At 67.8% G+C, this 25,290-nt stretch carries 24 protein-coding genes, 2 tRNA genes and 1 pseudogene; 10 read left to right on the top strand and 17 right to left on the bottom strand.

Translation table 11 applies throughout. The annotated features are described in order from the left end of the window. Nucleotides 1-106: 106 nt before the first annotated feature. The 5 genes from gcvP (at nucleotide 107) to MIC98_RS07495 (ending at nucleotide 6,328) form a co-directional block, all read left to right on the top strand. On the top strand, nucleotides 107-3,028 hold the full coding sequence (gcvP, locus tag MIC98_RS07515; protein ID WP_239736693.1) for an aminomethyl-transferring glycine dehydrogenase: 2,922 nt from the start codon (nucleotides 107-109) through the stop codon (nucleotides 3,026-3,028). A 153-nt stretch (nucleotides 3,029-3,181) separates the two neighbouring features. Next, nucleotides 3,182-3,403, top strand: a complete 222-nt coding sequence (locus MIC98_RS07510) for an AbrB/MazE/SpoVT family DNA-binding domain-containing protein (protein ID WP_057639319.1) — start codon at nucleotides 3,182-3,184, stop codon at nucleotides 3,401-3,403. Nucleotides 3,404-3,413: 10 nt separating this feature from the next. Further along, nucleotides 3,414-3,842 carry a type II toxin-antitoxin system death-on-curing family toxin gene (locus tag MIC98_RS07505; protein ID WP_239736692.1) on the top strand — a complete coding sequence of 143 codons (429 nt, stop codon included), beginning with the start codon at nucleotides 3,414-3,416 and terminating at the stop codon, nucleotides 3,840-3,842. A gap of 89 nt (nucleotides 3,843-3,931) precedes the next feature. Continuing rightward, the gene (locus tag MIC98_RS07500) at nucleotides 3,932-5,380 is read left to right on the top strand and encodes an XVIPCD domain-containing protein (protein WP_239736691.1); all 1,449 of its coding nucleotides are present in this window, start codon (nucleotides 3,932-3,934) and stop codon (nucleotides 5,378-5,380) included. A 3-nt stretch (nucleotides 5,381-5,383) separates the two neighbouring features. Further along, nucleotides 5,384-6,328, top strand: a complete 945-nt coding sequence (locus MIC98_RS07495; RefSeq protein ID WP_239736690.1) for a hypothetical protein — start codon at nucleotides 5,384-5,386, stop codon at nucleotides 6,326-6,328. Nucleotides 6,329-6,651: 323 nt separating this feature from the next. On the opposite strand, the gene MIC98_RS07490 is transcribed toward MIC98_RS07495, so the two are convergent. Next, complete coding sequence (locus tag MIC98_RS07490; protein ID WP_239736689.1) at nucleotides 6,652-7,380, bottom strand: AraC family transcriptional regulator; 729 nt, start codon at nucleotides 7,378-7,380, stop codon at nucleotides 6,652-6,654. A gap of 163 nt (nucleotides 7,381-7,543) precedes the next feature. On the opposite strand from MIC98_RS07490, the pseudogene MIC98_RS07485 reads away from it, so the two are divergent. Continuing rightward, a pseudogene (locus MIC98_RS07485) lies at nucleotides 7,544-7,711 on the top strand (HupB); the annotation flags it as partial. Nucleotides 7,712-7,907: 196 nt separating this feature from the next. Here the strand turns inward: MIC98_RS07485 and MIC98_RS07480 are convergent. The 4 genes from MIC98_RS07480 to MIC98_RS07465 all read right to left on the bottom strand — a co-directional run bounded on the left by MIC98_RS07480 (nucleotide 7,908) and on the right by MIC98_RS07465 (nucleotide 11,742). Further along, nucleotides 7,908-9,200, bottom strand: coding sequence for an adenylosuccinate synthase (locus MIC98_RS07480; protein WP_239736688.1), 1,293 nt, complete (start codon nucleotides 9,198-9,200; stop codon nucleotides 7,908-7,910). A 222-nt stretch (nucleotides 9,201-9,422) separates the two neighbouring features. Further along, complete coding sequence (locus tag MIC98_RS07475) at nucleotides 9,423-10,412, bottom strand: LLM class flavin-dependent oxidoreductase (protein ID WP_239736687.1); 990 nt, start codon at nucleotides 10,410-10,412, stop codon at nucleotides 9,423-9,425. Nucleotides 10,413-10,610: 198 nt separating this feature from the next. Further along, nucleotides 10,611-11,357, bottom strand: coding sequence for a sulfurtransferase (locus MIC98_RS07470; protein WP_239736686.1), 747 nt, complete (start codon nucleotides 11,355-11,357; stop codon nucleotides 10,611-10,613). Between the two features lie 19 nt (nucleotides 11,358-11,376). Further along, nucleotides 11,377-11,742, bottom strand: a complete 366-nt coding sequence (locus tag MIC98_RS07465; protein ID WP_239736685.1) for a DUF6164 family protein — start codon at nucleotides 11,740-11,742, stop codon at nucleotides 11,377-11,379. Between the two features lie 62 nt (nucleotides 11,743-11,804). Between MIC98_RS07465 and MIC98_RS07460 the strand changes: the two genes are divergently transcribed. Continuing rightward, nucleotides 11,805-12,236 (top strand): FKBP-type peptidyl-prolyl cis-trans isomerase, encoded by a 432-nt coding sequence (locus tag MIC98_RS07460; protein WP_239736684.1) that lies wholly within the window; start codon nucleotides 11,805-11,807, stop codon nucleotides 12,234-12,236. Next, nucleotides 12,220-13,467 carry a TIGR03862 family flavoprotein gene (locus tag MIC98_RS07455; protein ID WP_239736683.1) on the top strand — a complete coding sequence of 416 codons (1,248 nt, stop codon included), beginning with the start codon at nucleotides 12,220-12,222 and terminating at the stop codon, nucleotides 13,465-13,467. Before MIC98_RS07460 ends, MIC98_RS07455 begins: the two co-directional genes overlap by 17 nt. Nucleotides 13,468-13,611: 144 nt before the next feature. Here MIC98_RS07455 and MIC98_RS07450 read toward each other — a convergent pair whose 3' ends face one another. The 4 genes from MIC98_RS07450 to MIC98_RS07435 form a co-directional block, all read right to left on the bottom strand. Next, nucleotides 13,612-15,234 (bottom strand): FMN-binding glutamate synthase family protein, encoded by a 1,623-nt coding sequence (locus MIC98_RS07450; protein ID WP_239736682.1) that lies wholly within the window; start codon nucleotides 15,232-15,234, stop codon nucleotides 13,612-13,614. A 25-nt stretch (nucleotides 15,235-15,259) separates the two neighbouring features. After that, nucleotides 15,260-16,549, bottom strand: coding sequence for a nucleotide sugar dehydrogenase (locus MIC98_RS07445; RefSeq protein ID WP_239736681.1), 1,290 nt, complete (start codon nucleotides 16,547-16,549; stop codon nucleotides 15,260-15,262). A 23-nt stretch (nucleotides 16,550-16,572) separates the two neighbouring features. Beyond that, nucleotides 16,573-16,659: transfer RNA gene (locus tag MIC98_RS07440), tRNA-Leu, on the bottom strand. A 95-nt stretch (nucleotides 16,660-16,754) separates the two neighbouring features. After that, entirely contained in the window at nucleotides 16,755-17,168 is a 414-nt protein-coding gene (locus MIC98_RS07435; protein ID WP_239736680.1) for a group III truncated hemoglobin, read from the bottom strand. Nucleotides 17,169-17,339: 171 nt separating this feature from the next. On the opposite strand from MIC98_RS07435, the gene MIC98_RS07430 reads away from it, so the two are divergent. Both MIC98_RS07430 and MIC98_RS07425 read left to right on the top strand, forming a co-directional pair. Then, nucleotides 17,340-17,630, top strand: a complete 291-nt coding sequence (locus tag MIC98_RS07430) for a hypothetical protein (RefSeq protein ID WP_239736679.1) — start codon at nucleotides 17,340-17,342, stop codon at nucleotides 17,628-17,630. Nucleotides 17,631-17,674: 44 nt separating this feature from the next. After that, the gene (locus tag MIC98_RS07425; protein WP_239736678.1) at nucleotides 17,675-18,727 is read left to right on the top strand and encodes a 4Fe-4S dicluster domain-containing protein; all 1,053 of its coding nucleotides are present in this window, start codon (nucleotides 17,675-17,677) and stop codon (nucleotides 18,725-18,727) included. An 11-nt stretch (nucleotides 18,728-18,738) separates the two neighbouring features. Here the strand turns inward: MIC98_RS07425 and MIC98_RS07420 are convergent, their stop codons facing one another. The 8 genes from MIC98_RS07420 to rpmI all read right to left on the bottom strand — a co-directional run bounded on the left by MIC98_RS07420 (nucleotide 18,739) and on the right by rpmI (nucleotide 25,112). Further along, entirely contained in the window at nucleotides 18,739-19,764 is a 1,026-nt protein-coding gene (locus MIC98_RS07420; RefSeq protein WP_239736677.1) for a TraB/GumN family protein, read from the bottom strand. Nucleotides 19,765-19,995: 231 nt separating this feature from the next. Next, nucleotides 19,996-20,072: transfer RNA gene (locus MIC98_RS07415), tRNA-Pro, on the bottom strand. Nucleotides 20,073-20,139: 67 nt separating this feature from the next. Next, nucleotides 20,140-20,496, bottom strand: a complete 357-nt coding sequence (locus MIC98_RS07410; RefSeq protein ID WP_057640814.1) for a MerR family transcriptional regulator — start codon at nucleotides 20,494-20,496, stop codon at nucleotides 20,140-20,142. Continuing rightward, nucleotides 20,477-20,776: an integration host factor subunit alpha gene (locus MIC98_RS07405; protein ID WP_054657702.1), complete on the bottom strand. Its 300-nt coding sequence runs from the start codon at nucleotides 20,774-20,776 to the stop codon at nucleotides 20,477-20,479. The genes MIC98_RS07410 and MIC98_RS07405 overlap by 20 nt, the downstream gene beginning before the upstream one ends. A gap of 27 nt (nucleotides 20,777-20,803) precedes the next feature. Further along, a complete protein-coding gene (gene pheT, locus MIC98_RS07400; RefSeq protein WP_239736676.1) occupies nucleotides 20,804-23,182 on the bottom strand; it encodes a phenylalanine--tRNA ligase subunit beta in 2,379 nt (792 codons plus the stop codon). 76 nt (nucleotides 23,183-23,258) lie between these two features. Continuing rightward, nucleotides 23,259-24,254, bottom strand: a complete 996-nt coding sequence (locus MIC98_RS07395) for a phenylalanine--tRNA ligase subunit alpha (RefSeq protein WP_239736675.1) — start codon at nucleotides 24,252-24,254, stop codon at nucleotides 23,259-23,261. A 290-nt stretch (nucleotides 24,255-24,544) separates the two neighbouring features. Continuing rightward, nucleotides 24,545-24,904: a 50S ribosomal protein L20 gene (gene rplT / locus MIC98_RS07390; RefSeq protein WP_003484828.1), complete on the bottom strand. Its 360-nt coding sequence runs from the start codon at nucleotides 24,902-24,904 to the stop codon at nucleotides 24,545-24,547. A gap of 10 nt (nucleotides 24,905-24,914) precedes the next feature. Further along, complete coding sequence (rpmI, locus tag MIC98_RS07385; RefSeq protein ID WP_010342861.1) at nucleotides 24,915-25,112, bottom strand: 50S ribosomal protein L35; 198 nt, start codon at nucleotides 25,110-25,112, stop codon at nucleotides 24,915-24,917. Nucleotides 25,113-25,290 lie beyond the last annotated feature (178 nt).

Raw genomic sequence — 25,290 nt, 5'->3', positions numbered from 1 at the left:
GGCGAGCCGCCGGCTTGCCGGCCGTGGCGTCGCCTGCGCGCGACCACCGCCGGAAGGCCGCGTGTCCGCCGCCCCTGCCCCGCACGCCTTCTTCCGGACGTCCGCCATGCCCCAGAACACGCCCTCGCTGCGCGACCTCGAACACGCCTCCGCCTTCGTCGACCGCCACATCGGCCCCAACGATGCCGAAATCGCGCAGATGCTGCGCGTGCTCGGCCACGATTCGCTCGATGCGTTGACCGACGCCATCGTCCCCGGCTCGATCAAGTCCGGCAATCCGCTGGCCCTGCCCGAGTCGCTGACCGAAGTGCAGGCGCTGGAAAAGATCCGCGCCATCGCCGGCAGGAACAAGGTGCTGCGCAGCTTCATCGGCCAAGGCTATTACGGCACGCATACGCCGAACGTCATCCTGCGCAACATCCTCGAGAACCCGGCGTGGTACACCGCCTATACGCCGTATCAGGCGGAGATCTCGCAGGGCCGCATGGAAGCGCTGATCAACTTCCAGCAGATGGTCGCCGACCTGACCGGCATGGAGATCGCCAACGCCTCGCTGCTGGACGAAGCCACCGCTGCCGCCGAGGCGATGACCCTGGCCAAGCGCTCGGCCAAGTCGAAGTCCAACACCTTCCTCGCCAGCGGCGACACCCACCCGCAGACGCTGGAACTGCTGCGCACCCGCGCCGAGCCACTGGGCATCGACGTCGCGCTGGCCAACTCCGAGGAAGAGTGGAACGCCGCGCTGGCCAAGGGCGATTTCTTCGGCGTGCTGGCGCAGTACCCGGCCTCCAGCGGCTGGCTGGCCGACTGGGAGAAGGACGCCGAGGCGATCCACGCCCACAACGCGCTGTTCGTCGTCGCCACCGACCTGCTGGCGCTGACCCTGCTGAAGTCGCCCGGCGAGATGGGTGCGGACATCGTCATCGGCAACAGCCAGCGCTTCGGCGTGCCGTTCGGCTTCGGCGGCCCGCATGCCGCGTTCATGGCCTGCCGCGACGCCTACAAGCGCAGCATGCCGGGCCGCCTGATCGGCGTGTCGATCGACACCGAAGGCAACCCCGCCTACCGCCTGACCCTGCAGACCCGCGAGCAGCACATCCGCCGCGAGAAGGCCACCTCCAACATCTGCACCGCGCAGGTGCTGCTGGCGGTGATGGCCTCGATGTACGCCGTCTACCACGGCCCGGAGGGGCTGACCCGCATCGCCCGCCGCGTCGCGCGCCTGACCGCCATCCTCAAGGCCGGCCTGCAGCAGATGGGCCATGACCAGTTCCACCACGCCAGCGCGTTCGACACCCTGAGCCTGAAGACCGGCGAGCGCACCGACGCGCTGATGGCGCGCGCGGTGTCTTTGGGCGCCAACCTGCGCAAGGCATGGGACGAATACATCTGCATCTCGCTGGACGAAACCACCACCCGTGCCGACGTCGAGCTGCTGTGGCGCATCTTCGGCGGCGATGATGCCACCCTGCCATCCATCGATGCGCTGGACGCCAGCGCGCCGTCGCTGATCCCGGCCGGACTGGAACGCACCAGCGCGTTCCTGACCCACCCGGTGTTCAACACCCACCACAGCGAGCACGAACTGCTGCGCTACCTGCGCATGCTGGCCGACAAGGACCTGGCGATGGACCGCACGATGATCCCGCTGGGCTCGTGCACGATGAAGCTCAATGCCACCGCCGAGATGATCCCGGTGACGTGGCCGGAGTTTTCCAACATCCATCCGTTCGCCCCGGCCGGGCAGACGCAGGGCTACAAGGAGCTGATCGGCGGGCTGGAAGCGATGCTGGTGGAGGCCACCGGCTACGACGCGGTGAGCCTGCAGCCCAACTCCGGCGCGCAGGGCGAATACGCCGGCCTGCTGGCGATCCGCGCCTGGCACGCCTCGCGCGGCGAGAGCCATCGCAACATCTGCCTGATCCCCGAGTCCGCGCACGGCACCAACCCGGCCAGCGCGCAGATGTGCGGCATGAAGGTGGTGGTGACCAAGTGCGACGCCAACGGCAACGTCGATGTCGCCGACATCCGCGTGCAAGCCGAGAAGCACTCGGCCAACCTGGCCGCGATCATGATGACCTACCCGTCCACCCACGGCGTGTTCGAGGAGGACGTGGTCGAGATCTGCGAGATCGTCCACCAGCACGGCGGGCAGGTCTATACCGACGGCGCCAACATGAACGCACTGGTCGGCGTCGCCAAGCCGGGCAAGTGGGGTTCGGACGTCTCGCACCTGAACCTGCACAAGACCTTCTGCATCCCGCACGGTGGCGGCGGCCCAGGCGTCGGCCCGTGCGCGGTGAAATCGCACCTGGCACCGTTCCTGCCCGGCGCGCTGGGCAAGGATGGCGTGCGCACGGAAGGCACCGGCAACGGCGCGATGGTCAGCGCGGCCACCTTCGGCAGCGCCTCGATCCTGCCGATCAGCTGGATGTACATCGCGCTGATGGGCGCGGCCGGCCTGCGCAAGGCCACCCAGGTCGCCCTGCTCAACGCCAACTACATCGCCAGGCGCCTGGCCCCGCACTACAAGACGCTCTATACCGGCCGCAACGGGCTGGTGGCGCACGAGTGCATCCTCGACGTGCGCCCGCTGGAGAAGGCCACCGGCATTGGCGCCGAGGACGTGGCCAAGCGCCTGATCGACTTCGGCTTCCATGCCCCGACCCTGAGTTTCCCGGTCGCCGGCACGCTGATGGTCGAGCCGACCGAGAGCGAATCGCAGCACGAACTGGACCGCTTCATCGATGCGATGATCCAGATCCGCAGCGAAATCCAGGCCATCGAGGACGGCAAGCTGGACCGCGAGGACAACCCGCTCAAGCACGCCCCGCACACCGCCGCGCAGGTATCGGCCAGCGAGTGGGCGCACGGCTATCCGCGCGAACTGGCCGCCTTCCCGCTGCCGTCGCTGAAGCTGGGCAAGTACTGGCCGCCGGTGGCGCGCGTGGACAACGTGTACGGCGACAAGAACATCATGTGCGCCTGCATCCCGGTGGATGCGTACATGGATGACGTGGAAGGCTGACTGCACCACCACGCTTGATGGAAAAGGAAACGGCCCGCCATGCGGGCCGTTTTCGTTACCGGGCCAGCGGTGACGGCCAGAGGCATCACCCGATCGGATTGCTGCCCCTCTCAATGTGATAACTTTCGTTATAACCACATTCCAGAGCCCATCATGAAGCTCAAGATCACCAGCATCGGCAATTCGTCCGGCGTCATCCTGCCCAAGGATCTGCTGGCTCGCCTGCGCGTGGACAAGGGCGACGAGCTGTATGCGCTGGAAACGCCCGACGGCATCCGCCTGACCACGTACGACCCCACCTTGGCCGCGCAGATGGAAGTGGCCGAGGAAGTAATGCGCAAGCGCCGCACGCTCCTGCACAAACTTGCGCAATAGGAGGCCGGCGATGATCGTCTGGATCGGCCGTGCTCTGGCTTTGGCCATCCATGATCGCCAACTGGCCGAACATGGCGGCGGCAGTGGCATGCGCGACGAAGCATTGCTCGAATCCGCCCTCACCCGCCCCCAGCAGCGTTACGCCTGTGGCGACCCACCACCGGACCTGGCCGACCTTGCAGCCAGCCTAGCCTTCGGTCTGGCCCGCAACCACCCGTTCGTCGATGGCAACAAGCGCACCGCCGCCGTGGCCTGCGAAGTGTTCATCCTGCTCAACGATGCCATGCTGGAAGCGGACGACCTCGACCTGTACCCACCGTACCTCGGCCTTGCCGAAGGCAGCCTCGACGAAGCCGCCTTCGCCGCATGGCTGCGCCCGCGCATCGTCACCCCACATGGCAGCAGCATGCAGGAGGAGCCCGCAAGTTATCGCCGCTGAAATCGGCTGGGGCATGTCCCCTTGCGATTTGTGGCATAAAGCGCCGGGGGATCCGGATTGCTCCACCATCTTTCTCAAGGACCAGAGACATGCCAGAGTTCGCCATCCGCGCTTCGGCCGATGAAGTCGCCACCCTCTTGCAGCAAGGCCGCGCACGCGATGCCGCTGCCCATCTGGAAACACTGCGCCAAGGCCAGCCACCGGTCATCCGCGAGGCGCTGGACCGTTTCGTCGCGGCACGCGCGCAAGCGCAACTTGCCGCCTTGCGCCAACCCGGTGCCGTTCCCGTCGCCGATGCCGCCAGCGTGCAGCCCATGCTGGACCGGTTGGCGCGTGCGGGGCTTCCGCCTCGGTTTCGGGAGGCAGAGGAAACCAAGGATCTGACGCAAGCGCAGTTGCATGACGTCTATGCCAGCATCATTGCCACTCTCGGCAATGATTCCGCGCGTAGCGCGCTGGCAGGACAGGATCGTGTGATCCTGGGATTGCGTCAGGAAAACCGCACCATACAAGGTACATCGCGGGGCAACGCCCGCAATGCCGAAGGCAACGGGGTCTATGACGACCGCATCGTGGTGCTGTGGACCGATGCGAACGGCGAGCGCCATGCCCGCGAATTCCACAAGGCCAGCACCGAGCCCACCGCGCAATACGATGGCCATGCCAAGACCGCGGTGCGCAGCCCCGGCTTCGAGGACGTCGTCACCCGCCCGAAGACCGAAGGCAGCGACGTGAACGGCGATGGCGTGCGCGACCTGGGGCGCCTGGCCGATGGCACCACCGAAATGCTGGCGACCACGCATCCACGCAACCGCCTTCCCGATGAATTCGCACTGCGCCCCAGCCCGGCGGCGATAACGGCCGGCGCCAACCGCGTGGAGCGCGACAGCAATGGCGACGGCTGGTTCGATTCGCGCGACGTGCAGGGCATGCAGAACCTCAACAACACCTTCAAGATCCACCGCGGCAGCGACCACAACACCGATTCCGCCGGCTGCCAGACCATCGGCGGCGGCGAATACGACAGCTTCGTCGAAACCGTGCGCGGCACGCCCGGACAAACCCGCTGGCAATACGTGCTGACCTCGGTGGCGCCGGGGCAAACCCTGGCGCGCGACCTCGATAACCGCACCCCGCTGCACCCGGCCAACGACCCACGGCTGCCGCAGCATCCCGACCATGCGCTGTTGCGGCAAATCGACGCCCGCCTGCAAGCGATGGGCGGCCTGCATGCCGAGCGCGCCGAAGCCTATGGCCTGGGCCTGCTGCACGAAGCCAAGGCAGCGAATGTCACCCGCGTGGACCAGATCGTGGTCAGCAACGCCACCGCCACCCGCGCCGCGGGCGAGACGCTGTTCCTGGTGCAGGGCCGCGTGGGCGATCCCGCCGCCCTGCGGGTTGCAGTTTCCGCCGCCGAACTGGCCGGGACGTCGATCGACACCAGCCTGCAACGCTTGCAGGAACAGGCCATGCAGCCCCCGGCCACCGCGCCCGAACCGCCCCGGCAACTGCACGCGCCACACCTTGGAGGCCGTTGACCCATGAAGCACATCTTCCCGCGCCGCATTGCCGGCATTCCCGCCCTGCTGCTTTCGTTGGGCGCTTGTGCGTCTTCCCCCGACATGGGGACGCCCGCCGACAGCGGAACCACCACTGCCGCCACACGCCCCCTTCCCGCCCCCCTTCCCGCCCCCATTGCCGCCGCCGGCACGCCTCCCTTGCCCGGGGTGACCTCGCTGGGTGTGTCCATGCCCGAGACACGCATCGCCCTCAAGGGTTTGCCAAAAGACATCGAGGACCTTGTCCTGTCCCTGCCACCCGCCGATTTCCGCGCCACACCGGATATATGGCAATACACGGTGCGGCAAGCCATCGGCGGCATGATGCTGATTCCCCGCATCACCGGGCGCCCCGATCGCCGCATCAGCATGGTCGCACCTGTGGGATCATCCATGTGGATTCGCACCTTCGAATCGGAAAACCTGGCCATTACCGGCTATTTGATACAAACCCAGCTCGGCTGCGAACTGCTGAAGGACAGCCCTATCCAGTTGCCCGAAGGCAGCGCCCAGGACATCTGCCTCGGGTACCCCAATGCATGGATAGGCAGCGGCCTGCGTGCCTACCGCAAGGCCGCCGGCCAGCCCATCGAGGACGTGACCGCGCAACTGATGCCCCCGGAACAGGTGCTGGGGGAAAGGACGACGGAACGCTACAGGCAATCGGGCGCAAGCTGGCCGTTTCTGGACGATTCGCGGCTGGATTTGGTGCCGGTGGCGCGCTGGATCGTCGAATCCGACCCGGAAAATCCCCTGCCCGAAGATGCGCACACCTACGACGGCGGCTACCTGGCCCACGCCAACTTCCTGCTGTGGAACGGCGACCATTTCGAAACCCGCGCCACCGTCCCCGCCTCATTGTGGCCGTGCCCGCCGAACCGGCCCTCGTCCTGCATCGACGATGATCGCTTCGTGACGAAACCCTAGATGCCCATCAGAGAAGGCCGATTGCGACACGCATCCCCCGCATCGCAATCGCCTGCTGGCACGAAGCAGGCAGGCCACCGCGGAAACCTTTGCGGCGGCCTGCCTGCAACTGCATCAGTACCCGTGCTGCTTCAACCAGGCATCGATCTGCGGCTTGCGCTCGGCGCGCAGCTTCAGCTTGGTCTGGATGCCGGCGATCATCGTCTCGGCATCGCGGCGCGAGGTCGGTGCGATGTACTTGTCGGCGTAGTCCTAGATCTTGTCGACCATCTTCAAGTTATCCGAAATCATGTCCAACCGGGGTACGGCAGACCACATCCTTTTCAGCCAACAGACGTATCATCCAACCGCCCCTTGGCCGCGATCAACGCCCGGTATTGGCGCGGCGCCATGCCCACCTCGGCCTTGAACTTGCGGGTGAACGCGCTCTGGTCGCTGAACCCGCAGGCCTGGCCGATGCTGGCCACGCTGTCCTCGCCATGCAGCAGGTGCAGCGCGATCTGGATGCGCAGCCGGGTGAGCACCTGCTGGGGGGTCATCTGGAACACCTTGCGGAAGCTCCGCTCCAGCTTGGACAGCGAGAACCCGGTGATGTCCAGCAGGGTCTGCATGCGCACGCTCTCGGCGTAGTGCGTGCTGAGGTAGTCCAAGGCCAACCGCAGCGGCTCGTACTGCGACTCCAGCCCACCGCGTTGCCCCAGGTCGCGGGAAATGCCGATCAGGCCCACCACCTTGCCATTCTCGACGATCGGGCGCTTGCAGGTCAGGCACCAACCCGGCCGGCGGTTGGCAAACAGCTGCAGTTCCATGACGTTCTCGACCACCTCGCCAGCCAGCACGCGCTGGTCCTGCGCGACGTACGCCTCGCTCATGCCGGCCGGGTACAGCTCATCGGCACGCCTGCCGATCACCTCTCCGCGCGACCGCACGCCAAGCCGCTGCATCATCGTCTTGTTGACGTGGGTGTAACGCCCTTCGTTGTCCTTGGCAAAGAACAGCACGCTGGGAATAGCATCGAACAGGGCTTCGATTTCGGCAGGGTCGATTCGCATCGGCAGGAATCCGGCAGCATCGCAACGGCCGCATTCTAGCCAGCCGCCCCACTCTCCCGGACCTGCCAAAGGCAACGAATAGCGGATTGCCAACGCTTGCTTCACGCCCCGCTCTACCTGTCCGGCCTATACCTGCCGGCAATCCAATCACGGGAGAAGCGACATGACCCGAGGCGACAAGTCCAGCTATACCGACAAGCAGAAGCGGCAGGCCCGGCATATCGAGAAAAGCGAACTGGAGCATGGCCGTAGCCATGAAGCCGCCGAGCGGATCGCCTGGGCCACGGTCAACAAGCAGGATGGCGGCGGCAAGAAATCCGGCAGCGGCCGCAAGTCGCCCGACAGCGGGAAACACTGAAGGCCGGGGGCGGCCACCTCAACCACCCCGAGGCAATGACTGACATCGGATCACCGGGACTGGCTGCAGCCCTCCATGCACGGCCAAACCATGGCTGCATCGAGAAGCCCAGATACGAAAAGGCCCCGCAAGTGCAGGGCCTTTCCTCATGCCACTTCGCCGGCGAGGCTCAGCCCCACGGGTCCTGCAGGATCATGGTGTGGTCGCGGTCCGGGCCGGTGGAGACGATGCTGACCGGGCAGCCGGCCAGTTCCTCCAGCGCGCGCAGGTAGGCGCGGGCGGCCGGCGGCAGCTGTTCCCACTCGGTGATGCCGTGGGTGTTCTCGCTCCAGCCCGGGAACTCCAGGTACACCGGGGTGCATTCCTCCCAGCCCTGCGCGTCCAGCGGCGCGTACTCGGTGCGCTTGCCGCGGTATTCGTAGGCGATGCAGACCTTGAGCTTCTCCATGCCATCGAGCACGTCGAGCTTGGTGATGCACAGGCCGGAGATGCCGTTGATGGCCACCGCGCTCTTGAGCGCGACGATGTCCATCCAGCCGCAGCGGCGCGGGCGGCCGGTCGAGGCGCCGTATTCGGCGCCGCGGTCGCGGATGCCCTGGCCGATCTCGTCGTCCAGTTCGGTCGGGAACGGGCCGCCGCCGACGCGGGTGGCATAGGCCTTGGCGATGCCCAGCACGTAGTCGATCGAATCGGCGCCGACGCCGGCGCCGGCCAATGCGCCGCCGATGGTGGTGTTGGAACTGGTGACGTACGGGTAGGTGCCATGGTCGATGTCCAGCAGCGCGCCCTGCGCGCCCTCGAACAGCACGCGCTTGCCCTGCTTGCGCAGCTCGTGGCAGATGCCGGCCACGTCCGACTTCATCGGCTCGACGTATTCGCCGAACGCCAGCGCCTCGGCGTAGACGGCGTCGAAATCCACCGGCTCCACGCCCAGGTACTTGGTCAGCACGAAGTTGTGATAATCCAGCGCGGCGTGCAGCTTCTCGGCCAGCTGTTCGGGGTAGTGCAGGTCGGCGATGCGGATGCCGCGGCGCGCCACCTTGTCCTCGTAGGCCGGGCCGATGCCGCGTCCGGTGGTGCCGATGGCCTTGCCGCCGGCCGCCTTCTCGCGCGCCTGGTCCAGGGCGATGTGGTACGGCATGATCAGCGGCGCGGCCGGGGAGATCTTCAGGCGCGAGCGCACTTCCACGCCGGCCGTTTCCAGTTCCTCGATCTCCTTGCGCAGCGCGGCCGGGGAAATCACCACGCCATTGCCGATCAGGCACAGCGCGCCGTCGCGCAGGATGCCGGACGGGATCAGGTGCAGCACGGTCTTCTTGCCGTTGATGACCAGGGTGTGGCCGGCGTTGTGGCCGCCCTGGAAACGCACGACCGCACCGATTTCTTCGGTCAGCAGATCGACGATCTTGCCCTTGCCTTCATCGCCCCACTGGGCGCCGAGAACAACAACTGATTGACCCATGACGGGTGACTCCTGTTTGGCTGCGGCCATCGGGGCCGCGGATGGGTAGACCGTGGCCGGGGCGGAGCCGGCGCGGTTGGCGGCCCCATCGGGGGGCGGCCGGCGCAGGCAGGGCCCGGACACGGAAAAAGCCGGCGGGGTCACCCCACCGGCTTTGCGAGATTATCCGGGTTTTCCGCGGCAGCCGCCAGCGCGGCCGGGCCGCGGTTCAGCCAGCCGTCGTCAGTGCCGCGACTGCCACGCCCGCATCGCCAGCTCGAAGGAACGCAGCCGCGCGGCGTGATCGAAGACGTTGGCGGTGATCATCATCTCGTCCGGGCGGTGGCGCGCGGCAAATGCCGCCAGCCCCTCGCCGACCTGCGCCGCATCGCCCAGCACGGTGCAGGCCAGCGCCCGCTCCACGCTGGCCTTCTCGTGCGGCTCCCAGAACGCCTCGATGTCGTCCACCGGCGCCGGGATGCGCCCCGGCCGGCCGCGCCGCAGGTTCACGAAGCTCTGCTGCTGGGTGGTGAACAGCCGCCGCGACTGCGCTTCCGATTCGCTGGCCACCACGTTCAGCGCGAGGATCACCCAGGGCTCGGCCAAACGCGCCGAGGGGCGGAAATCACGGCGATACAGCGCCACCGCCTCGTCCATCGCATCCGGGGCGAAATGCGAGGCGAATGCGAACGGCAGGCCCATCGTCGCCGACAGGCGCGCGCTGAACAGGCTGGAGCCGAGCAGCCACACCGGCACCTCGACACCCGCCCCCGGCACCGCCTGCACACCCTGCCCTGGCTGCGCCGGCTCGAAGTAGTGCAGCAGTTCGGCCACATCCTGCGGGAACTGGTCGGCGCTGTCGAAATAGCGGCGCAGGGCCCGCGCGGTGGGCTGGTCGGTGCCCGGCGCCCGGCCCAGGCCGAGGTCGATGCGCCCCGGGTACAGCGAGGCCAGCGTGCCGAACTGCTCGGCCACCTGCAGCGGCGAATGGTTGGGCAGCATGATGCCGCCGGCACCGACGCGGATGGTGGAGGTGCCGCCGGCGACGTGGCCGATCAGCACCGAGGTCGCCGCGCTGGCGATGCCCGGCATGTTGTGGTGCTCGGCCAACCAATAGCGGCGGTAGCCCCAGCGCTCGGCATGGCGGGCCAGGTCGAGCATGTTGGCGAAGGCCTCGCGGGGCGTGGCACCTTCGCAGACCGGGGCTAGGTCGAGGATGGAAAGGGGGATCATGCGGTGGTTTCCGGCGGACGTCGGAAACGACATGGGGTCCGCCGGGGCGTTTCCCAGCCATCCGGAACGGCCATCACCCGGACACTGTTTTCCGCGGTGGTTCCACCCTCGCCCACGGGGGCAATGCTCTCGCAGGTGCCGGGCTTGCCCGGCACAGGGGCATTACCGGGAGAGCCACATGCGGGGCAAGCCCCGCATCTACGGAGTTGCTGCGTCCACCAGCGGCTGCAACTGCGGGTCCAGCGCCACGCGCTCGTCGAACACGAAGCAACGACCTTCGTAGCCTTCGCCGCCGACGTCCTCGAAATAACCGAGGATGCCGCCGTCCAGCTGCAGCACGTTGTCCATGCCGTCGTTGCGCATCCACAACGCGGCCTTCTCGCAGCGGATGCCACCGGTGCAGAAGCTGACCACGGTGGCATCGGCCAGCCCGGCGCGGTGCGGTTCCAGCGCCGCCGGCAGGTCGGTGAACCTGGCGATCGGCAGGGTCAAGGCGCCGGCGAAGGTGCCGTGCGCGAACTCCTGCTCGTTGCGGGTGTCGAGCATCACCACCCGCCTGCCATCGTCGTCATGGCCCTGCCGCAGCCAGCGCCGCAGCGTGGCCGGGGCCACGGCCGGGGCGCGCGGATACTCCAGCGGCTGGCCGTCGTCGCGGCGGAAGCTGATGATCTCCTGCTTGACCTTGGCCTTGAGCCGCGCGAACGGCTGCATCCGGCTGTGGCTGTGTTTCACCCGCATGCCGGCGAAGCGTTCGTCTGCCTTCAGTTCGGCATAGAACGCCTCGATGCCCTCGCTGCCGCCGGCCAGGAACAGGTTGATGCCCTCGCCCGCGACCAGGAGGGTGCCGCGCAGTTCCAGCGCCTGCGCCCGCTCCAGCAGCCGGGCGGCCAGCGCTTCGGCATCGGCGATGGAAACGAAGTGGTAGGCAGCGGTATTGACGATCATGCCGCCATTTTACCTGCACTCAGCCACGCAGCAGCACGAACGGCAGCAGCACCAACGCCGCCGCCGCGAGCATGCCCAGCAGCATGGCGAGCACGTACAGCGGCCGCCGGCGGAACAGCGTGGCGAAGGTTTCGGCGGTGCCGTCGCGCAGCCCGGCTTCGCGCTCGGCGCGCACGCGCTGCGAGCGCTCGCGCTGGTAGGCGTCCATCAGCGCCTTCGCGCGCGGGTGGTCGCCACGCTCGCGCAGCCAGATGCCACCGAAGGAAATGCCCCACGGGCTGGGTTCGGTGCGGTACCAGGCGATGCCGTTGCGGTCGAGCAGTTCGCCGACTTCGCGGCTTTCGTCTTCCTCGACGTTGCGCAGGTTGAGCAGCAGTTTGGCCATGCCGCCATGATACCCGCAGGCGATGCGCTACCCTTGCGTGTTTCGTATCCGTGAATACCGCCATGCGTCGTCTTTTCGCCAGCTTGCTGCTGTCCCTGTCCCTTGCCGGCTGCACCCCGCCCGGCCCGCCGCCGGGAGGCAGCATCGCGGCTTTCGAGCGCATCGACACCGTGCCGGGCAACGGCGCCGAGGCCGTGCCCGGCAGCAAGGTCACCGTGCACTACACCGGCTGGCTCTACGACGAACGCGCTGCCGACAGGCACGGCGAGAAGTTCGACAGCTCGCTGGGCCGCGACCAGCCGTTCACCTTCAACCTCGGCGAGAAGCAGGTCATCCGCGGCTGGGACGAGGGTGTGGCCGGCATGAAGGTCGGCGGCAAGCGCACGCTGCTGATCCCGGCCGAGTACGGCTACGGCAACCGCCGCACCGGCCCGATCCCGGCGGGCTCCTCGCTGGTGTTCGACGTCGAACTGCTCGATGTCCAGCCCCGCTGAAACCCGTCCCACGGGAAAGCGCGTCGCGGTGATCGGCGGCGGCCCGGCCGGGCTGTTCGCCGCCGAACGCCTGCGTGGCGCCGGGCTGTCGGTCGATCTGTACGAGGCCAAGGGCTCGCCGGGACGCAAGTTCCTGATCGCCGGCAAGGGCGGGCTGAACCTCACCCATTCCGAACCGCGTCCCGGGTTCGACGCCCGCTACCGCGAGCGTGAGGCGGCGGTCGCCGGCTGGCTGGACGGGTTCGACGCCGACGCGCTGCGCCGCTGGGCGCAGGGGCTGGGCGTGGAGACCTACGTGGGCAGCTCCGGGCGCGTGTTCCCGCTGGACCGCAAGGCCGCGCCACTGCTGCGCGGCTGGGTGCGGCGCTTGAAGGAACAGGGTGTGCGCTTCCACGTCCAGCACCATTGGCTGGGCTGGAATGACGATGGCAGCCTGCGCATGCGAACCGCCGCCGGCGAAACCGCCGTGCAGGCCGACGCCACCGTGCTGGCACTGGGCGGCGGCAGCTGGCCGCAACTCGGCTCCGATGGCGGCTGGGTGGAGGCGCTGCGTACACGCGGCGTCGAAATCGCACCGTTGCAAGCGGCCAACTGCGGTTTCGACATCGACTGGAGCACGCACTTCCAGCAGCGCCACGCCGGCAGCCCGCTCAAACCGATCATCGCGCATTGGCGCGACGCACATGGCACCGCGCATACATTGCAAGGCGAATGTGTGGCCAGCGGATACGGCATCGAAGGCAGCGTGATTTATGCCATCGCCGCCGATCTGCGCGAGGCGATCAACCGTGATGGCCACGCGATGCTGGAACTGGACCTCGTCCCCGGCCGCGAGCTGCAACGCCTGCACGCCGACCTCGCACGCCCGCGCAAAGGCCGCAGCTTCGGTGAACACCTGCGCCGCGCCGCCGGTGTGGATGCGGCCAAGGCTGCGCTGGTATTCGAAATACTCGGCAAGGACGCCGGCAACGACCTGGATGCGGTGGCGCGCACGCTCAAACGCCTGCCGCTGCGCCTGCTGCGCCCGCGCCCGATGAGCGAGGCCATCAGCACCGCCGGCGGCGTGCGGCTGGAGGCGATGGACGCGCGGCTGATGCTGCGTGCCCTGTCCGGCGTGTTCTGCGCCGGCGAAATGCTGGACTGGGAAGCCCCGACCGGCGGCTACCTGCTGACCGCCTGCTACGCCAGCGCCCTGCGTGCCGCCGAAGGCGCGGTCGATTGGCTGCGGTGAGCGCATCCCCATGGATGCGGGGGGCCTGCCCCGCATGAAGCGTTCCCGGTGAAGCCTCCGCACTGTCCGCTCGCCCCGCACGAAGCTTCACCGGAAAAGCCTCCGTACGGGGCGAGCCCCGTGCCTACGACTCCTGCTCGGGCCTCAGCACAGCTTGGTTCCCCGCAATGCCGCGATCCGCGGCGGCGGGCCGAACGAGTCGCTGCGCGCATCCGCCCAGTATTCGCGGAACACCGCATGCTCGGGCACCCGGTCCAGCAGCTCGCCGGGGGCCAGGTAGCGGTACAGCGTCGCCATCGAGCGGATCTCGGTGGGCGAGACGCGGCGCAGGATGTGCTCGGGCCCGAGTTCGGAAGGATGCTGCAGCCCGGCCGCCCCCAGCAGGTCGCGCAGCGCGCGCAGGGTGTTGTCGTGGAAGCTGGCCACGCGGTGCGCCTTGTCTTCCGGTTCCAGGTGCTTCCAGCGGCTCGGGTCCTGGGTGGCGATGCCGGTGGGGCACTTGTCGTTGTGGCAGCTCAGCGACTGGATGCAGCCCAGCGCGAACATGAAGCCGCGCCCGGCATTGCACCAGTCCGCGCCCAGCGCGATGGTGCGGGCGATGTCGAAGGCGCTGGTCACCTTGCCGGCGGCGCCGATGCGGATGCGCTCGCGCAGGTTCAGCCCCACCAGCGTGTTGTGCACCAGGATCAGGGCTTCGTTCATCGGCACGCCGACGTGGTCGATGAACTCGGCCGGCGAGGCGCCGGTACCGCCCTCGGCGCCATCGACCACGATGAAGTCGGGCAACAGGCCAGTCTCGTGCATGGCCTTGGCGATGCCGAACCATTCCCACGGGTGGCCGATGGCGAGCTTGAAGCCGGTCGGCTTGCCGCCGGACAGCTCGCGCAGCCGCGCCACGAACTGCAGCAACCCCACCGGCGTGGAGAACGCCGAGTGTTGCGCCGGCGACACGCAGTCCACGCCCATCGGTACGCCGCGGGTAACCGAGATTTCCGCACTGACCTTGGCCGCCGGCAGCACCCCGCCGTGGCCGGGCTTGGCGCCCTGCGACAGCTTGACCTCGATCATCTTCACCTGATCGTGGTTGGCGTTGGCGACGAAGCGCTCCTCGCTGAAACCGCCCTGCTCGTCGCGGCAACCGAAATACCCCGAGCCGATTTCCCACACCAGGTCGCCGCCATGCTCGCGGTGGTAGGGCGAGATCGAACCCTCGCCGGTGTCGTGGTAGAAGCCGCCCAGCTTCGCGCCCTTGTTCAGCGCGCGGATGGCGTTGGCCGACAGCGAGCCGAAGCTCATCGCCGAGATGTTGAACACGCTGGCCGAGTACGGCCTGGCGCAGCCGGCGCCGATCACCACCCGGAAATCATGGTCGGCGGCGTGGGCGGGCGCCAGCGAATGGTTGATCCATTCGTAGTCCACCGCATAGGCGCTGCGCAGCGTGCCGAACGGCACCACGTCCATCACGTTGCGCGCACGCTGGTAGACCAGCTGCCGCTGCTGGCGCGAGAACGGCACGTCGTCCAGGTCGCTCTGCACGAAGTACTGGCGGATCTCCGGGCCGATGGATTCCAGCCCGTAGCGGAAGTGCGCCAGCACCGGGTAATTGCGCCGCAGCGTGCTGCGCCGCTGCAGCATGTCCCACGTGCCCAGCAGCGACATCGCGCCGAACAGGCCCACGCCCCAGTACCAGGCGGGCCAGTGCAGGGCCAACGCCAGCGAGACCGGCAACAGGACCAGGGCCAACACGTAAACCAGATAGCGATGCATTGCCGTCCTCTTGCGATTGCGGAAATTACAGGCGGTCGTCCACAACGTGGCGCGGCCATGCCGACTTCACGTCGTAGACCACCATGTCCGGCACGCCCAGCGCGCGGATCCGGGCCTCGTCGAACGCGCGGAACTGGCGGTGCGCCACGGCCAGCACCACCGCGTCGTAGTGGTTCTGCGCGGGCGCGTCGCACAGCGCCACGCCGGATTCGTGCGCGGCCTCGGCCGCATCGGCCCACGGGTCGAACGCATCCACCGCCGCGCCCTGCCCGGCCAGCAGCCGCACCAGGTCCAGCGCGCGGCTGTTGCGCAGGTCCGGGCAGTCCTCCTTGAAGGTGACGCCCAGCACCAGCACCTTCGCGCCGCGCAAAGACTTGTTCCTGCCTTCCAGCAACACGCGCACGCGTTCGACCACGTGCGCGACCACGCGGTTGTTGACCTGCCGCGCGGTGTGGATCAGGTCCGGGTGGTAACCGACGCTCTCGGACTTGTGCAGCAGGTAATACGGATCGACGCCGATGCAGTGGCCGCCGACCATGCCCGGCCGGAACGGCAGGAAGTTCCACTTGGTGCCGGCCGCTTCCAGCACGTCCAGCGTGTCGATGCCGAGCCTGTCGAAGATCAGCGCCAGCTCGTTGACCAGCGCGATGTTGACGTCGCGCTGGATGTTCTCGACCACCTTGGCCGCCTCGGCCACGCGTAGCGACGGCGCGCGCCAGGTGCCGGCGGCGATGATGCGCCGGTACAGCGCGTCCACCGCCTCGGCCGCCTCCGGCGTGGAGCCGGAGGTGATCTTGCGGATGTCCGGCAGCCGCCGCTGGCGGTCGCCCGGATTGATTCGCTCGGGGCTGTAGCCGCAGTAGAAATCGATGTTGAAGCGCAGCCCGGAGCCCTGCTCCAGCAGCGGCACGCAGACTTCCTCGGTGGTGCCGGGGTAGACCGTGGATTCGTAGACCACCAGGTCGCCGCGCTTGAGCGCGCCGGCGATCAGCCGGCTGGCACCACGCAACGGCTCCAGGTCGGGTTGCTCCCAGGCGTCGATGGGCGTGGGCACAGTGACGATGAAGACGTTGCACTGCGCCAGCTCGGCGGGATCGGCGCTGTAGCGCAGCCCGGTGGCGGCAGCCAGTTCGGCATCGGCCAGCTCCAGCGTGCGGTCATGGCCGTTGTGCAGCTCGGCCACGCGCGCCACGTCGATGTCGTAGCCCAGCACGTCCAGCACCTTGCCGAATTCCACCGCCAACGGCAGGCCCACGTAGCCCAGGCCGATGATGGCGATGCGCGGCGCAGTGGCTGCGGTGATGTCGGCGCTCATGCCATCCCTTCGTGGTTGCGAACTGGTGCCCGGAGCCGGAATCGAACCGGCATGGCCTCGCGGCCGGCGGATTTTAAGTCCGATGCGTCTACCAGTTTCGCCATCCGGGCATCACGATAGCGTGCCTGATCGGCGCGCGCTTGTGAATCGCGCCTCTCCCGTGGCGGCATGCGCGCCCCCACTTCCCCGGCCATCGCCGCCACGTTCACCCCAGCATCTGCAGGCTAGGCCAGCGCGACATCTGGAAGCGCCGCCAGAAATTCTCCGCGATGCGTTCGGCGGCGTCATCGGCCAGCCGCTGCATCGGCGGGTTGCCCAGCTCGGCGGTGGTCTGCCGGAACAGGACCAGCCAGCGCTCGAACAATTCCTCGCGCAGCTCGTCGATCACCATGTGCTTCTGCACCGGCGCACCGCGGAAACGCCGCGTGCCGCGCAGCAGGGCCGACCAGAAATCGACCAGGTGCAGCATGTGCTCCTCCCAGTCGTGGACATGGGCCTCGAACACCGGCCCGAGCATGTCGTCCTCGCGCACACGGCCGTAGAAGCGCCGCACGAGGCGGTCGATCTCCTCCTCGCTGCACAGGTCGAGTGCCGGCTGCGGCAGGCGTTCTTCATTCATTCGCGGTTCCTCGTTGCACGGGCTGCGCGTGCCGGCTGCGGGTACTTGATCCAGATCAAGGCCCGCCATCGCGGGGCCACCTAGTCTGGCGGCGCGGCACTCCCGCACCGCCGACGTTGCCGCAGCGGCAGCCTTGCCATTGTACGCCCCGTGCCCGTTCCGGACGCTCGCATGAACGACCCCGACAACCCCGTTCGCCCACGCCTGCTTCCGGTACAACGGCTCGGCGCGGTGCTGTGGCCGAGCTTCTTCCTCGCGGCCATCGGATCGGTGCTGTTCTTCGCCTTCGTCGACCCGCTGGAACTGCAGCGCATCAGCTTTCCCGGCCACGCCATCAGCCGCGAATTCGGCTACAGCGTCGGCTTCCTGCTGGCATGGCTGGGCGCTTTCCTTGGCTGCGGCACCACCGCGCTGCTGCTGAACCCGCCCGACCACCTCGACGGCGAGCCACCGCTGGAATGACGACGCCACGGCCGGTCATTGATTCCGTCACCATCGCGCCATCCATGCACAACGACACGGCGCGGCACCGGCAGACCCTGCGCCTGTCCGCGATGCTGCTGATGCTGGGCCTGTTCCACGGCCTGCCGTGGCTGCGGTGGAATGGCATGCCGCTGTTGCTGTTCGACATCGACGCAAGGCAGCTCCACTTCTTCGGCCTGCAACTGCGCCCGGAAGGCATGTTGCCGCTGCTGTGGCTGGCATTGGCGGCAGTCGCGGCGCTGTGCCTGGTCACCAGCATCGGCGGCCGGCTGTGGTGCGGTTACGCATGCCCGCAAACGGTGCTCACGCGGCTGCACCGCGGGCTGCAACGCTTGTTCACCTTCAAGGGTGCCCCGCGCTGGCTGGCCGCAACCATGCGGCACGCGGCGTGGGCGCTGGTGGCGGCGTGGACCGGCATCACCTTCGTCGGCTACTTCGTGCCGATCCGCGAGCTGGTCGGCGGGCTGTACCCGTTCACGCTCAGCGGCTGGGAAACGTTCTGGATCGGCTTCTACGCACTGGCCACCTGGGCCAACGTGCTCTACCTGCACGAACAGGTCTGCACCTACCTCTGCCCGTACAGCCGCGTGCAGCCGCTGCTCACCGATGCCCTCACCCCCACCCTGCACTACGACGCACGGCGCGGCGAACCCCGTGGCCCGCGCGCGCCCGGCAACGGCAGCGTGATGCAACGCGCACGTGGGCTGCTCGACCCGATGACCGCGCGCGACTACGTGTTCCGTGCCTCGCACCCGACCAGCGCCGGTGCCCGCGCCACCTTCAAGGACACGCACCTGGGCGACTGCACCGATTGCGGCGATTGCGTGCACGCCTGCCCCATCGGCCTGGACATCCGCAACGGCCCCACCACCTCGTGCATCGAATGCAATGCCTGCATCGACGCCTGCGACGCCAGCATGCAGCGCAACGCCTTTCCCGAAGGGTTGATCCTGCGCACCAGCAGCGCACGCATCAACCAGCTGCCGCGCACCGGCATGCGCACCAAACCGCTGCTGTTCGCCGCATTGTCGCTGCTGTTCCTGACGTTGGCGGCGGCGGGACTGGCATCGGCCTGAGGCAGCCCCCATCAGGGAGCGTCCACCTCACAGCCACGCGCCTGCAACCGCGCCAGATAACCATCCTCCGCCAGCAGGTCATCGACCGGCAGCACCGCAAACGTTTCGTCGTTGTCATGCAGCGCCTGCTCGGCGACCTCCAGCCAGTGCTGCCGCACCTTTTCCCGCAGGTTGCCGTAACCGTGGTCGCGCGCATAGCCGGACTCGGCAAACGCCTGCATGCAGGCGCCATCGACATCCTCCAGCGGCAGTCGGCGCAGGGCCTCGACATCGCCCACCGCCCAGGCATTGGCACGCTCCACCAGCCTCGGCAGGTCATGCTCCACCGATGCCAGCGTCCGCTCGAAACAGGCGGTGTCGTCCATGCCGCCGGCACGGAACTCACGAATCGCGGCCTTCGGGTCGTCGATGGTGAACTTCAATCGGGTCGCGGTGGGTTCGATACCGGCCGCCTTGAACGCCCGTTCCAGCACCGACCACAGCACGGGCTTCTGCCCGAGGCCAATGGACTTGATCGCCGCCGCACGCAGCTTCTCCGCCGCGATCATCGGCCGCTTGCGCTCGATGCCGCCGTCCCGGCCAAGGTAACGGCGTTTCTGTACCTGCCAGCGTGCGTACAATCCGGCAGGCAGCACGTCCTCAAGACTGGCCCCGCCCTCGTTGCGCGTCGCCTTCCACATTGCCGGCGCCAGCCCCAGCATCCCGAAGAAACCGACATCGGCATGCAACGCGAACGAAGGCGGCGACAGCACCTGCTGCGAGCGTGCGATGGCCGCTTCCACCTCGCCCGATTGCCATTCGATCCCGTCGGGCAACGGTCGGACCGTACCGAGCACCCACATCACGTGCCCGTCCTTGCTGATCTTCCACAGCCCGGGACCCGGCTGCGCACCGTGCACCACCAGCGTTTCCAGATCGCGGATGGGCGCCGCATCAGCCGCCACCACAACCGCCGGCGGCTCTTCCCTTGCCCATGCGGACATGCTCACCACCAGCAACAGACAAGCTGCCAGCCGACTCCATTCCATGCTGCGCATGCGCCTTCTCCGTGACTCCGCGAAGGCGCGACATTAGCCATTTCCCCGGGCATCCGCGTTAGCGAATCGTTGGCTCGCGCGGCATGTTGACTGTCAGGCTGCAGGCACAAGAAACCACCGGGAGCAGTTTTTGACATCGCTTGTCGATGGCCCGAAGGGTTGCCGCCACGGATGGCGGCAACAAAAAAGCCCACACTGTGAAGCGCAGGCTTTCTGTTGTTTCCCAGCAAGTGGTCGGGACGGCCGGATTCGAACCGACGACCCTCTGCCCCCCAGGCAGATGCGCTACCAGGCTGCGCTACGCCCCGATCTCTGCTGCAACCCGCCGGCACGCCGGCGGGCTGGCGATTATAGCGGCTTTGTGCGCGGAAGTGTTCAGCGCCGCAGCAGCTGCAGCACTTCTTCCAGTTCCATCCGCACCTGCCGGATGATCTGGTTGCTCAGCGCCGACTCCTGCCGCGCGCCCTCGCCTTCCAGCTGCAGGCGCGCGCCGCCGATGGTGTAGCCCTGTTCGTACAGCAGGCTGCGGATCTGCCGCACCATCAGCACGTCATGGCGCTGGTAGTAGCGGCGGTTGCCGCGGCGCTTGGCCGGCTCCAGGCTCGGGAACTCGGTCTCCCAGTAGCGCAGCACGTGCGGTTTGACGTCGCACAGCTCGCTGACCTCACCGATGGTGAAATAGCGCTTGGCCGGAATCGGCGGAAGTTCGCGGTTACTGCCCGGATCCAGCATATGCCTCCACCCGCTCCTTGAGCTTCTGGCCCGGACGGAAGGTGACCACCGTGCGGGCGGAAATCGGAATTTCCTCGCCGGTCTTGGGGTTGCGGCCCGGGCGCTGGTTCTTGCGCCGCAGGTCGAAATTGCCGAAACCGGACAGCTTCACCTGGCGTCCCTGCTCCAGGGCATCGCGCAGCACGTCGAAGAACGCATCGACGAACTCCTTGGCCTCACGCTTGTTCAGGCCGACCTCGTCGAACAACCGGTCCGCCATCTCCGCCTTGGTCAATGCCATGCCTGCCTGTTCCCTGTCGCTTCCGCCTCAACCCCGGATCCTGGCGCCGTGCTCGCGCTCGACTGCAGCCACCACCGAGGCGACCACGGCTTCCACATCGCGGTCCGTCAGAGTGCGCGAGGTGTCCTGCAAAATCAAGCCCATAGCCAGACTCTTGAAACCCGGTTCGACGCCCTGGCCGACGTAGCGGTCGAACAGCACCACCTCGCGCAGCAGGCCGCCAGCCGCTTGGCGGATGGTGGCCGACAAGGCCCCCCATTCCACCGGCTCGGCCACCACCACGGCCAGGTCGCGGCGCACCGCCGGGAAGCGCGACAGCTCGCCGGCACGCGGCAGGCTGCGTGCGGCCAGCGGCTCCAGGTCCAGCTCGAACGCCAGCACCTCCACGTCGATGTCGATCATTGCGGCCAGGCGCGGGTGCAGCTGGCCGATCCAGCCGATGCGCCGGCCATCGCGGCAGACGTCGGCCGAACGTGCCGGGTGCGCGAACGGATGCTGTGCGGCGCGGAATTCCAACCGCGCGCCGGAGGCCGCGGCCAGCGACTCCAGATCACCCTTCAAATCGTGGAAATCGACCTTGCGCGTCTTGTCGCCCCATTGCAGCACGGCGGCGTCGCCGCACACGGCGGCGGCCACGCGCACGGTTTCGCATGGCGCTTGCCCGGCTTCGCCCTGCTGCGCGAACACGCGGCCCAGCTCGAACAGGCGCACGCGCCCGGCCTGGCGCGCGACGTTGCGGCCCAGCGTGGCCACCAGCCCCGGCAACAGCATCGGCCGCATCACCGCCAGTTCCGCCGACAGCGGGTTGGCCAGCGCGACGCGGCCGTCCTTCAGCTCCCACTGGTCCAGCAGACCGGCATCGACGAAGGCGTAGTTGATGGTTTCCAGCAGGTCACGCGCCACCAGTTGGCGGCGCACGCTCAGGTCGTCGAGGCGGGTTTCGCTGGGCATCGCGATGCGCGCGGTGCCTCCCGGCAGCGTGGTCGGGATCTTCTCGTAGCCGTGGATGCGCGCCAGTTCCTCGATCAGGTCCTCTTCGATGGCGATGTCGAAGCGGCGGCTCGGCGCGGTGACGCTCCAGCCCTCGCTCGTCGCCGCGACCGCCATGCCCAGCGCACGCAGGATGCGCTCGACCTCGGCATCGTCGATGCGGATGCCGAGCACGCGTGCGATCCGCGCACGGCGCAAGGCAATCGTCGCCGCCTTCGGCAGGTCGGCCTCGCGTACCGCTTCGGTGACCGGCGACGGCGTGCCGCCGGCCAGCTCCAGCACCAGCGCGGTGGCGTATTCGATCGCGGTGCGCGGCAGCTGCGGATCGACGCCGCGCTCGAAGCGGTGGCCGGCATCGGTATGCAGGCCCAGCTTGCGGCCACGGCCCATGATCGCGGCCGGGGCGAAGTGCGCCGCTTCGAGGAACACGTTGCCGGTGGCATCGGTGACGCGGGTGTCGAAACCGCCCATCAGGCCGGCCAGGCCGACCGGACGATCCGCGTCGGTGATCAGCACAAAGCTGTCGTCCAGCGCGGCATCACGGCCGTCGAGCAGCCTGAGGGTTTCGCCATTGCGCGAGCGGCGCACGCCGATCTCGCCCTTGAGCGTGTCCAGGTCGTAGGCGTGCATCGGCTGGCCCAGCTCCAGCATCACGTACTGGGTGATGTCCACCAGCAGCGACACCGGGCGCACGCCGCTGCGGCGCAGGCGCTCGGCCATCCACAGCGGCGTCGGCGCGGCGGCGTTGACGCCCTCGATCACGCGGCCGAGGTAGCGCGGCGCTTCGGCACCGGCATTCAAGCTGATGGACAACTCGCGGCTACCCACCGCGGCCACCGACTCCGCGGCGAACGGCTTTACCTCGCTGCGGGTGGCCGCGGCCACGTCGTAGGCGATGCCGCGCACGCTGAAGCAGTCGGCACGGTTCGGCGTGAGCTTGATCTCGATGCTGGCGTCGGGCAGGCCGAGGTACTCGACCAGCGGCGTGCCGACCGGGGCGTCATCCGGCAGTTCCAGCAGGCCGGAAGCGTCGTTGTCCAAACCGAGCTCCTTGGCCGAACACAACATGCCGTTGGACTCGACGCCACGCAGCTTGGCCGGCTTGATCTTCAATTCGCCGATCTGCGCGCCGACCATCGCCAGCGGCGCGACCAGCCCGGCGCGCGCGTTCGGTGCGCCGCAAACGATCTGCAACGGCTCGCCCTGTCCGGCATCGACCTTGCACACCTGCAGGCGGTCGGCCTCCGGGTGGCGCACCGCTTCGACGATGCGTGCCACCACCACGTGCTGCAGGCCATCGCCCAGCGCGGTGACGTCTTCGACTTCCAGGCCAATGGCGGTCAGCACCGCGCTCAGTTCGTCGCGCGAGGCCTCGGTGGGGACGTGGCTGCGCAGCCAGCTTTCGGAGAATTTCATCGTCGTTCGATCCGTTGTGCGGGCCGGCGCCCGCCGTGTGTATGCCTGTGGAACCCGCTGTCGCCCGCGCCGCGCGTCAGGCGAACTGGCGCAGGAAGCGCACGTCGTTGTCGAAGAACGCGCGCAGGTCGTTCACGCCATAGCGCAGCATTGCGAAGCGTTCCACGCCCAGGCCAAAGGCGAAGCCGGTATGGCGCTCCGGGTCGATGCCGCAGTTGCGCAGCACGTTCGGATGCACCATGCCGCAGCCCAGCACTTCCAGCCAGCGGGTGCTGCCGTCGGGCTGCTGCCAGGCGATATCCACTTCCGCGCCCGGCTCCACGAACGGGAAGTAGCTGGGGCGGAAGCGCATCTCGAAATCGCGCTCGAAGAAGGCGCGCACGAACTCACTCAGCGTGCCCTTCAAGTCGGCGAAGGTCGAATGCTCGTCCACCAGCAGGCCCTCGACCTGGTGGAACATCGGCGAGTGGGTCTGGTCGCTGTCGCTGCGGTAGACCTTGCCGGCGGCGATCATGCGCAGCGGCGGTGCGTGGTCGTCCATGTAACGCACCTGCACGCCCGAGGTGTGGGTGCGCAGCAGGCGGCCGTCGCCGAAGTAGAAGGTGTCGTGCATGGCGCGCGCCGGGTGGTGCGGCGGGAAGTTCAGCGCCTCGAAATTGTGCCAGTCGTCCTCGATCTCCGGGCCTTCGGACAATTCGTAGCCGAGCCGGCCGAAGATCTCGGTGATGCGTTCCAGCGTGCGCGTGACCGGGTGCAGGCCGCCACGGCCGCCATCGCGGCCTGGCAGGGTGACGTCGATGCGCTCGGACGTCAGCCGCGCATCCAGCGCCGCGCTTTCCAGCAGCGCCTTGCGCTCGCTCAGCGCGGTGGAGACGGCATCACGGGCACGGTTGATCGCCTCGCCCGCCGCCTTGCGCTCCTCGGCCGGCAATGCGCCCAGCTGCTTGAGCTGGGCGGTGATGCTGCCGCTCTTGCCGAGCAGGGCCACGCGCAGGTTTTCCAGCGTTTCCGGGTTCTGCGCCGCGGCCACATCGGCCAGCGCCTGTGCGGTCAGGGATTGGATGTCACTCATGGATCGACGGACCTCGGATCGGTTTGCCTCGTCACATTCCCGACGGAGCCCAAGCCCCTCTCCCATCGGGAGAGGGGTTGGGGTGAGGGGCAACGGGGTCCCGATGGCGCGGACGTCATGGACTCCGATCCCCCTCATCCGCCCTTCGGGCACCTTCTCCCGAGGGAAGAAGAGAGCAGCAAGGCTTTGATGCTGAACCACAAAAAGAAATGGGGAAGGACTTGCGCCCTTCCCCATGCATTGTCTCATTCACCACCACCGCGGGTGAACCGCGCCGGCAGCGGAAGGACTTATGCCGCCAGCGCGCCCTTGGCCTTCTCGGCCAGCGCGGCAAAACCGGCCGCGTCGTGCACGGCGATGTCCGCCAGCACCTTGCGGTCCAGGGTGATGCCGGCCTTGAGCAGGCCGTTCATGAAACGGCTGTAGCTCAAGCCGTTGATGCGGGCAGCCGCGTTGATGCGGGTGATCCACAGCGAACGGAAATTGCGCTTCTTCTGCTTGCGGCCGATGTAGGCGTACTGCTGCGCCTTGATGACCGCCTGCTTGGCGACGCGGAAGACCTTGCGGCGGGCGTTGTAGTAGCCCTTCGCCAGGGTCAGGATTTTCTTGTGGCGGCGGCGCGCCTGCACACCACGCTTTACTCGTGCCATGTGTCAGTCCTCAGAGGTAGGGAAGCATGCGGTCCAGACGGCCTGCGTCTTCTGCGCGGACGTGGTTCGTCTGACGCAGGTTGCGCTTCCGCTTGGTCGCCTTCTTGGTGAGGATGTGGCTACGGTTGGCATGGCCGGCCTTGTACTTGCCGGAGGCGGTCTTGCGGAAACGCTTGGCCGCCGCCCGGTTGGTCTTGATCTTGGGCATTGCGTATGTCCTTGATTGGGTCTTTTGTCACTGGCCGGGCGGTGTTTCACGGGCTTTGCGACTGCGTCGCCAAGCACACGAACCACGCTTTCCATCCTTGCCCCTTGCCGGTTTGAAGCCCACGCTCCCGATGGAGGCAGGCAGGTCCTGGGTGTCGCAAACAGCAAACCCGGCAGAA

The sequence above is a fragment of the Stenotrophomonas sp. NLF4-10 genome (assembly GCF_022359915.1).
Lineage (GTDB): Bacteria > Pseudomonadota > Gammaproteobacteria > Xanthomonadales > Xanthomonadaceae > Stenotrophomonas > Stenotrophomonas daejeonensis.
Note: the sequence above shows the minus strand (reverse complement) of the source record. Positions and strands in the feature narration are given on the sequence as shown.

Bases quoted from the DNA above. Each gene is read 5' to 3' on its own strand.
- rplT (WP_003484828.1), bottom strand. From the start codon at position 24,904: ATGGCACGAGTAAAGCGTGGTGTGCAGGCGCGCCGCCGCCACAAGAAA.
- MIC98_RS07480 (WP_239736688.1), bottom strand. From the start codon at position 9,200: ATGGGTCAATCAGTTGTTGTTCTCGGCGCCCAGTGGGGCGATGAAGGC.
- MIC98_RS07455 (WP_239736683.1), top strand. From the start codon at position 12,220: ATGTCCAGCCCCGCTGAAACCCGTCCCACGGGAAAGCGCGTCGCGGTG.
- MIC98_RS07510 (WP_057639319.1), top strand. From the start codon at position 3,182: ATGAAGCTCAAGATCACCAGCATCGGCAATTCGTCCGGCGTCATCCTG.
- MIC98_RS07445 (WP_239736681.1), bottom strand. From the start codon at position 16,549: ATGAGCGCCGACATCACCGCAGCCACTGCGCCGCGCATCGCCATCATC.
- MIC98_RS07420 (WP_239736677.1), bottom strand. From the start codon at position 19,764: ATGCGCAGCATGGAATGGAGTCGGCTGGCAGCTTGTCTGTTGCTGGTG.
- MIC98_RS07505 (WP_239736692.1), top strand. From the start codon at position 3,414: ATGATCGTCTGGATCGGCCGTGCTCTGGCTTTGGCCATCCATGATCGC.
- pheT (WP_239736676.1), bottom strand. From the start codon at position 23,182: ATGAAATTCTCCGAAAGCTGGCTGCGCAGCCACGTCCCCACCGAGGCC.
- MIC98_RS07500 (WP_239736691.1), top strand. From the start codon at position 3,932: ATGCCAGAGTTCGCCATCCGCGCTTCGGCCGATGAAGTCGCCACCCTC.
- MIC98_RS07495 (WP_239736690.1), top strand. From the start codon at position 5,384: ATGAAGCACATCTTCCCGCGCCGCATTGCCGGCATTCCCGCCCTGCTG.
- MIC98_RS07410 (WP_057640814.1), bottom strand. From the start codon at position 20,496: ATGCTGGATCCGGGCAGTAACCGCGAACTTCCGCCGATTCCGGCCAAG.
- rpmI (WP_010342861.1), bottom strand. From the start codon at position 25,112: ATGCCCAAGATCAAGACCAACCGGGCGGCGGCCAAGCGTTTCCGCAAG.
- MIC98_RS07395 (WP_239736675.1), bottom strand. From the start codon at position 24,254: ATGAGTGACATCCAATCCCTGACCGCACAGGCGCTGGCCGATGTGGCC.
- gcvP (WP_239736693.1), top strand. From the start codon at position 107: ATGCCCCAGAACACGCCCTCGCTGCGCGACCTCGAACACGCCTCCGCC.
- MIC98_RS07430 (WP_239736679.1), top strand. From the start codon at position 17,340: ATGAACGACCCCGACAACCCCGTTCGCCCACGCCTGCTTCCGGTACAA.
- MIC98_RS07465 (WP_239736685.1), bottom strand. From the start codon at position 11,742: ATGGCCAAACTGCTGCTCAACCTGCGCAACGTCGAGGAAGACGAAAGC.
- MIC98_RS07405 (WP_054657702.1), bottom strand. From the start codon at position 20,776: ATGGCATTGACCAAGGCGGAGATGGCGGACCGGTTGTTCGACGAGGTC.
- MIC98_RS07470 (WP_239736686.1), bottom strand. From the start codon at position 11,357: ATGATCGTCAATACCGCTGCCTACCACTTCGTTTCCATCGCCGATGCC.
- MIC98_RS07460 (WP_239736684.1), top strand. From the start codon at position 11,805: ATGCGTCGTCTTTTCGCCAGCTTGCTGCTGTCCCTGTCCCTTGCCGGC.
- MIC98_RS07475 (WP_239736687.1), bottom strand. From the start codon at position 10,412: ATGATCCCCCTTTCCATCCTCGACCTAGCCCCGGTCTGCGAAGGTGCC.
- MIC98_RS07450 (WP_239736682.1), bottom strand. From the start codon at position 15,234: ATGCATCGCTATCTGGTTTACGTGTTGGCCCTGGTCCTGTTGCCGGTC.
- MIC98_RS07425 (WP_239736678.1), top strand. From the start codon at position 17,675: ATGCACAACGACACGGCGCGGCACCGGCAGACCCTGCGCCTGTCCGCG.
- MIC98_RS07435 (WP_239736680.1), bottom strand. From the start codon at position 17,168: ATGAATGAAGAACGCCTGCCGCAGCCGGCACTCGACCTGTGCAGCGAG.
- MIC98_RS07490 (WP_239736689.1), bottom strand. From the start codon at position 7,380: ATGCGAATCGACCCTGCCGAAATCGAAGCCCTGTTCGATGCTATTCCC.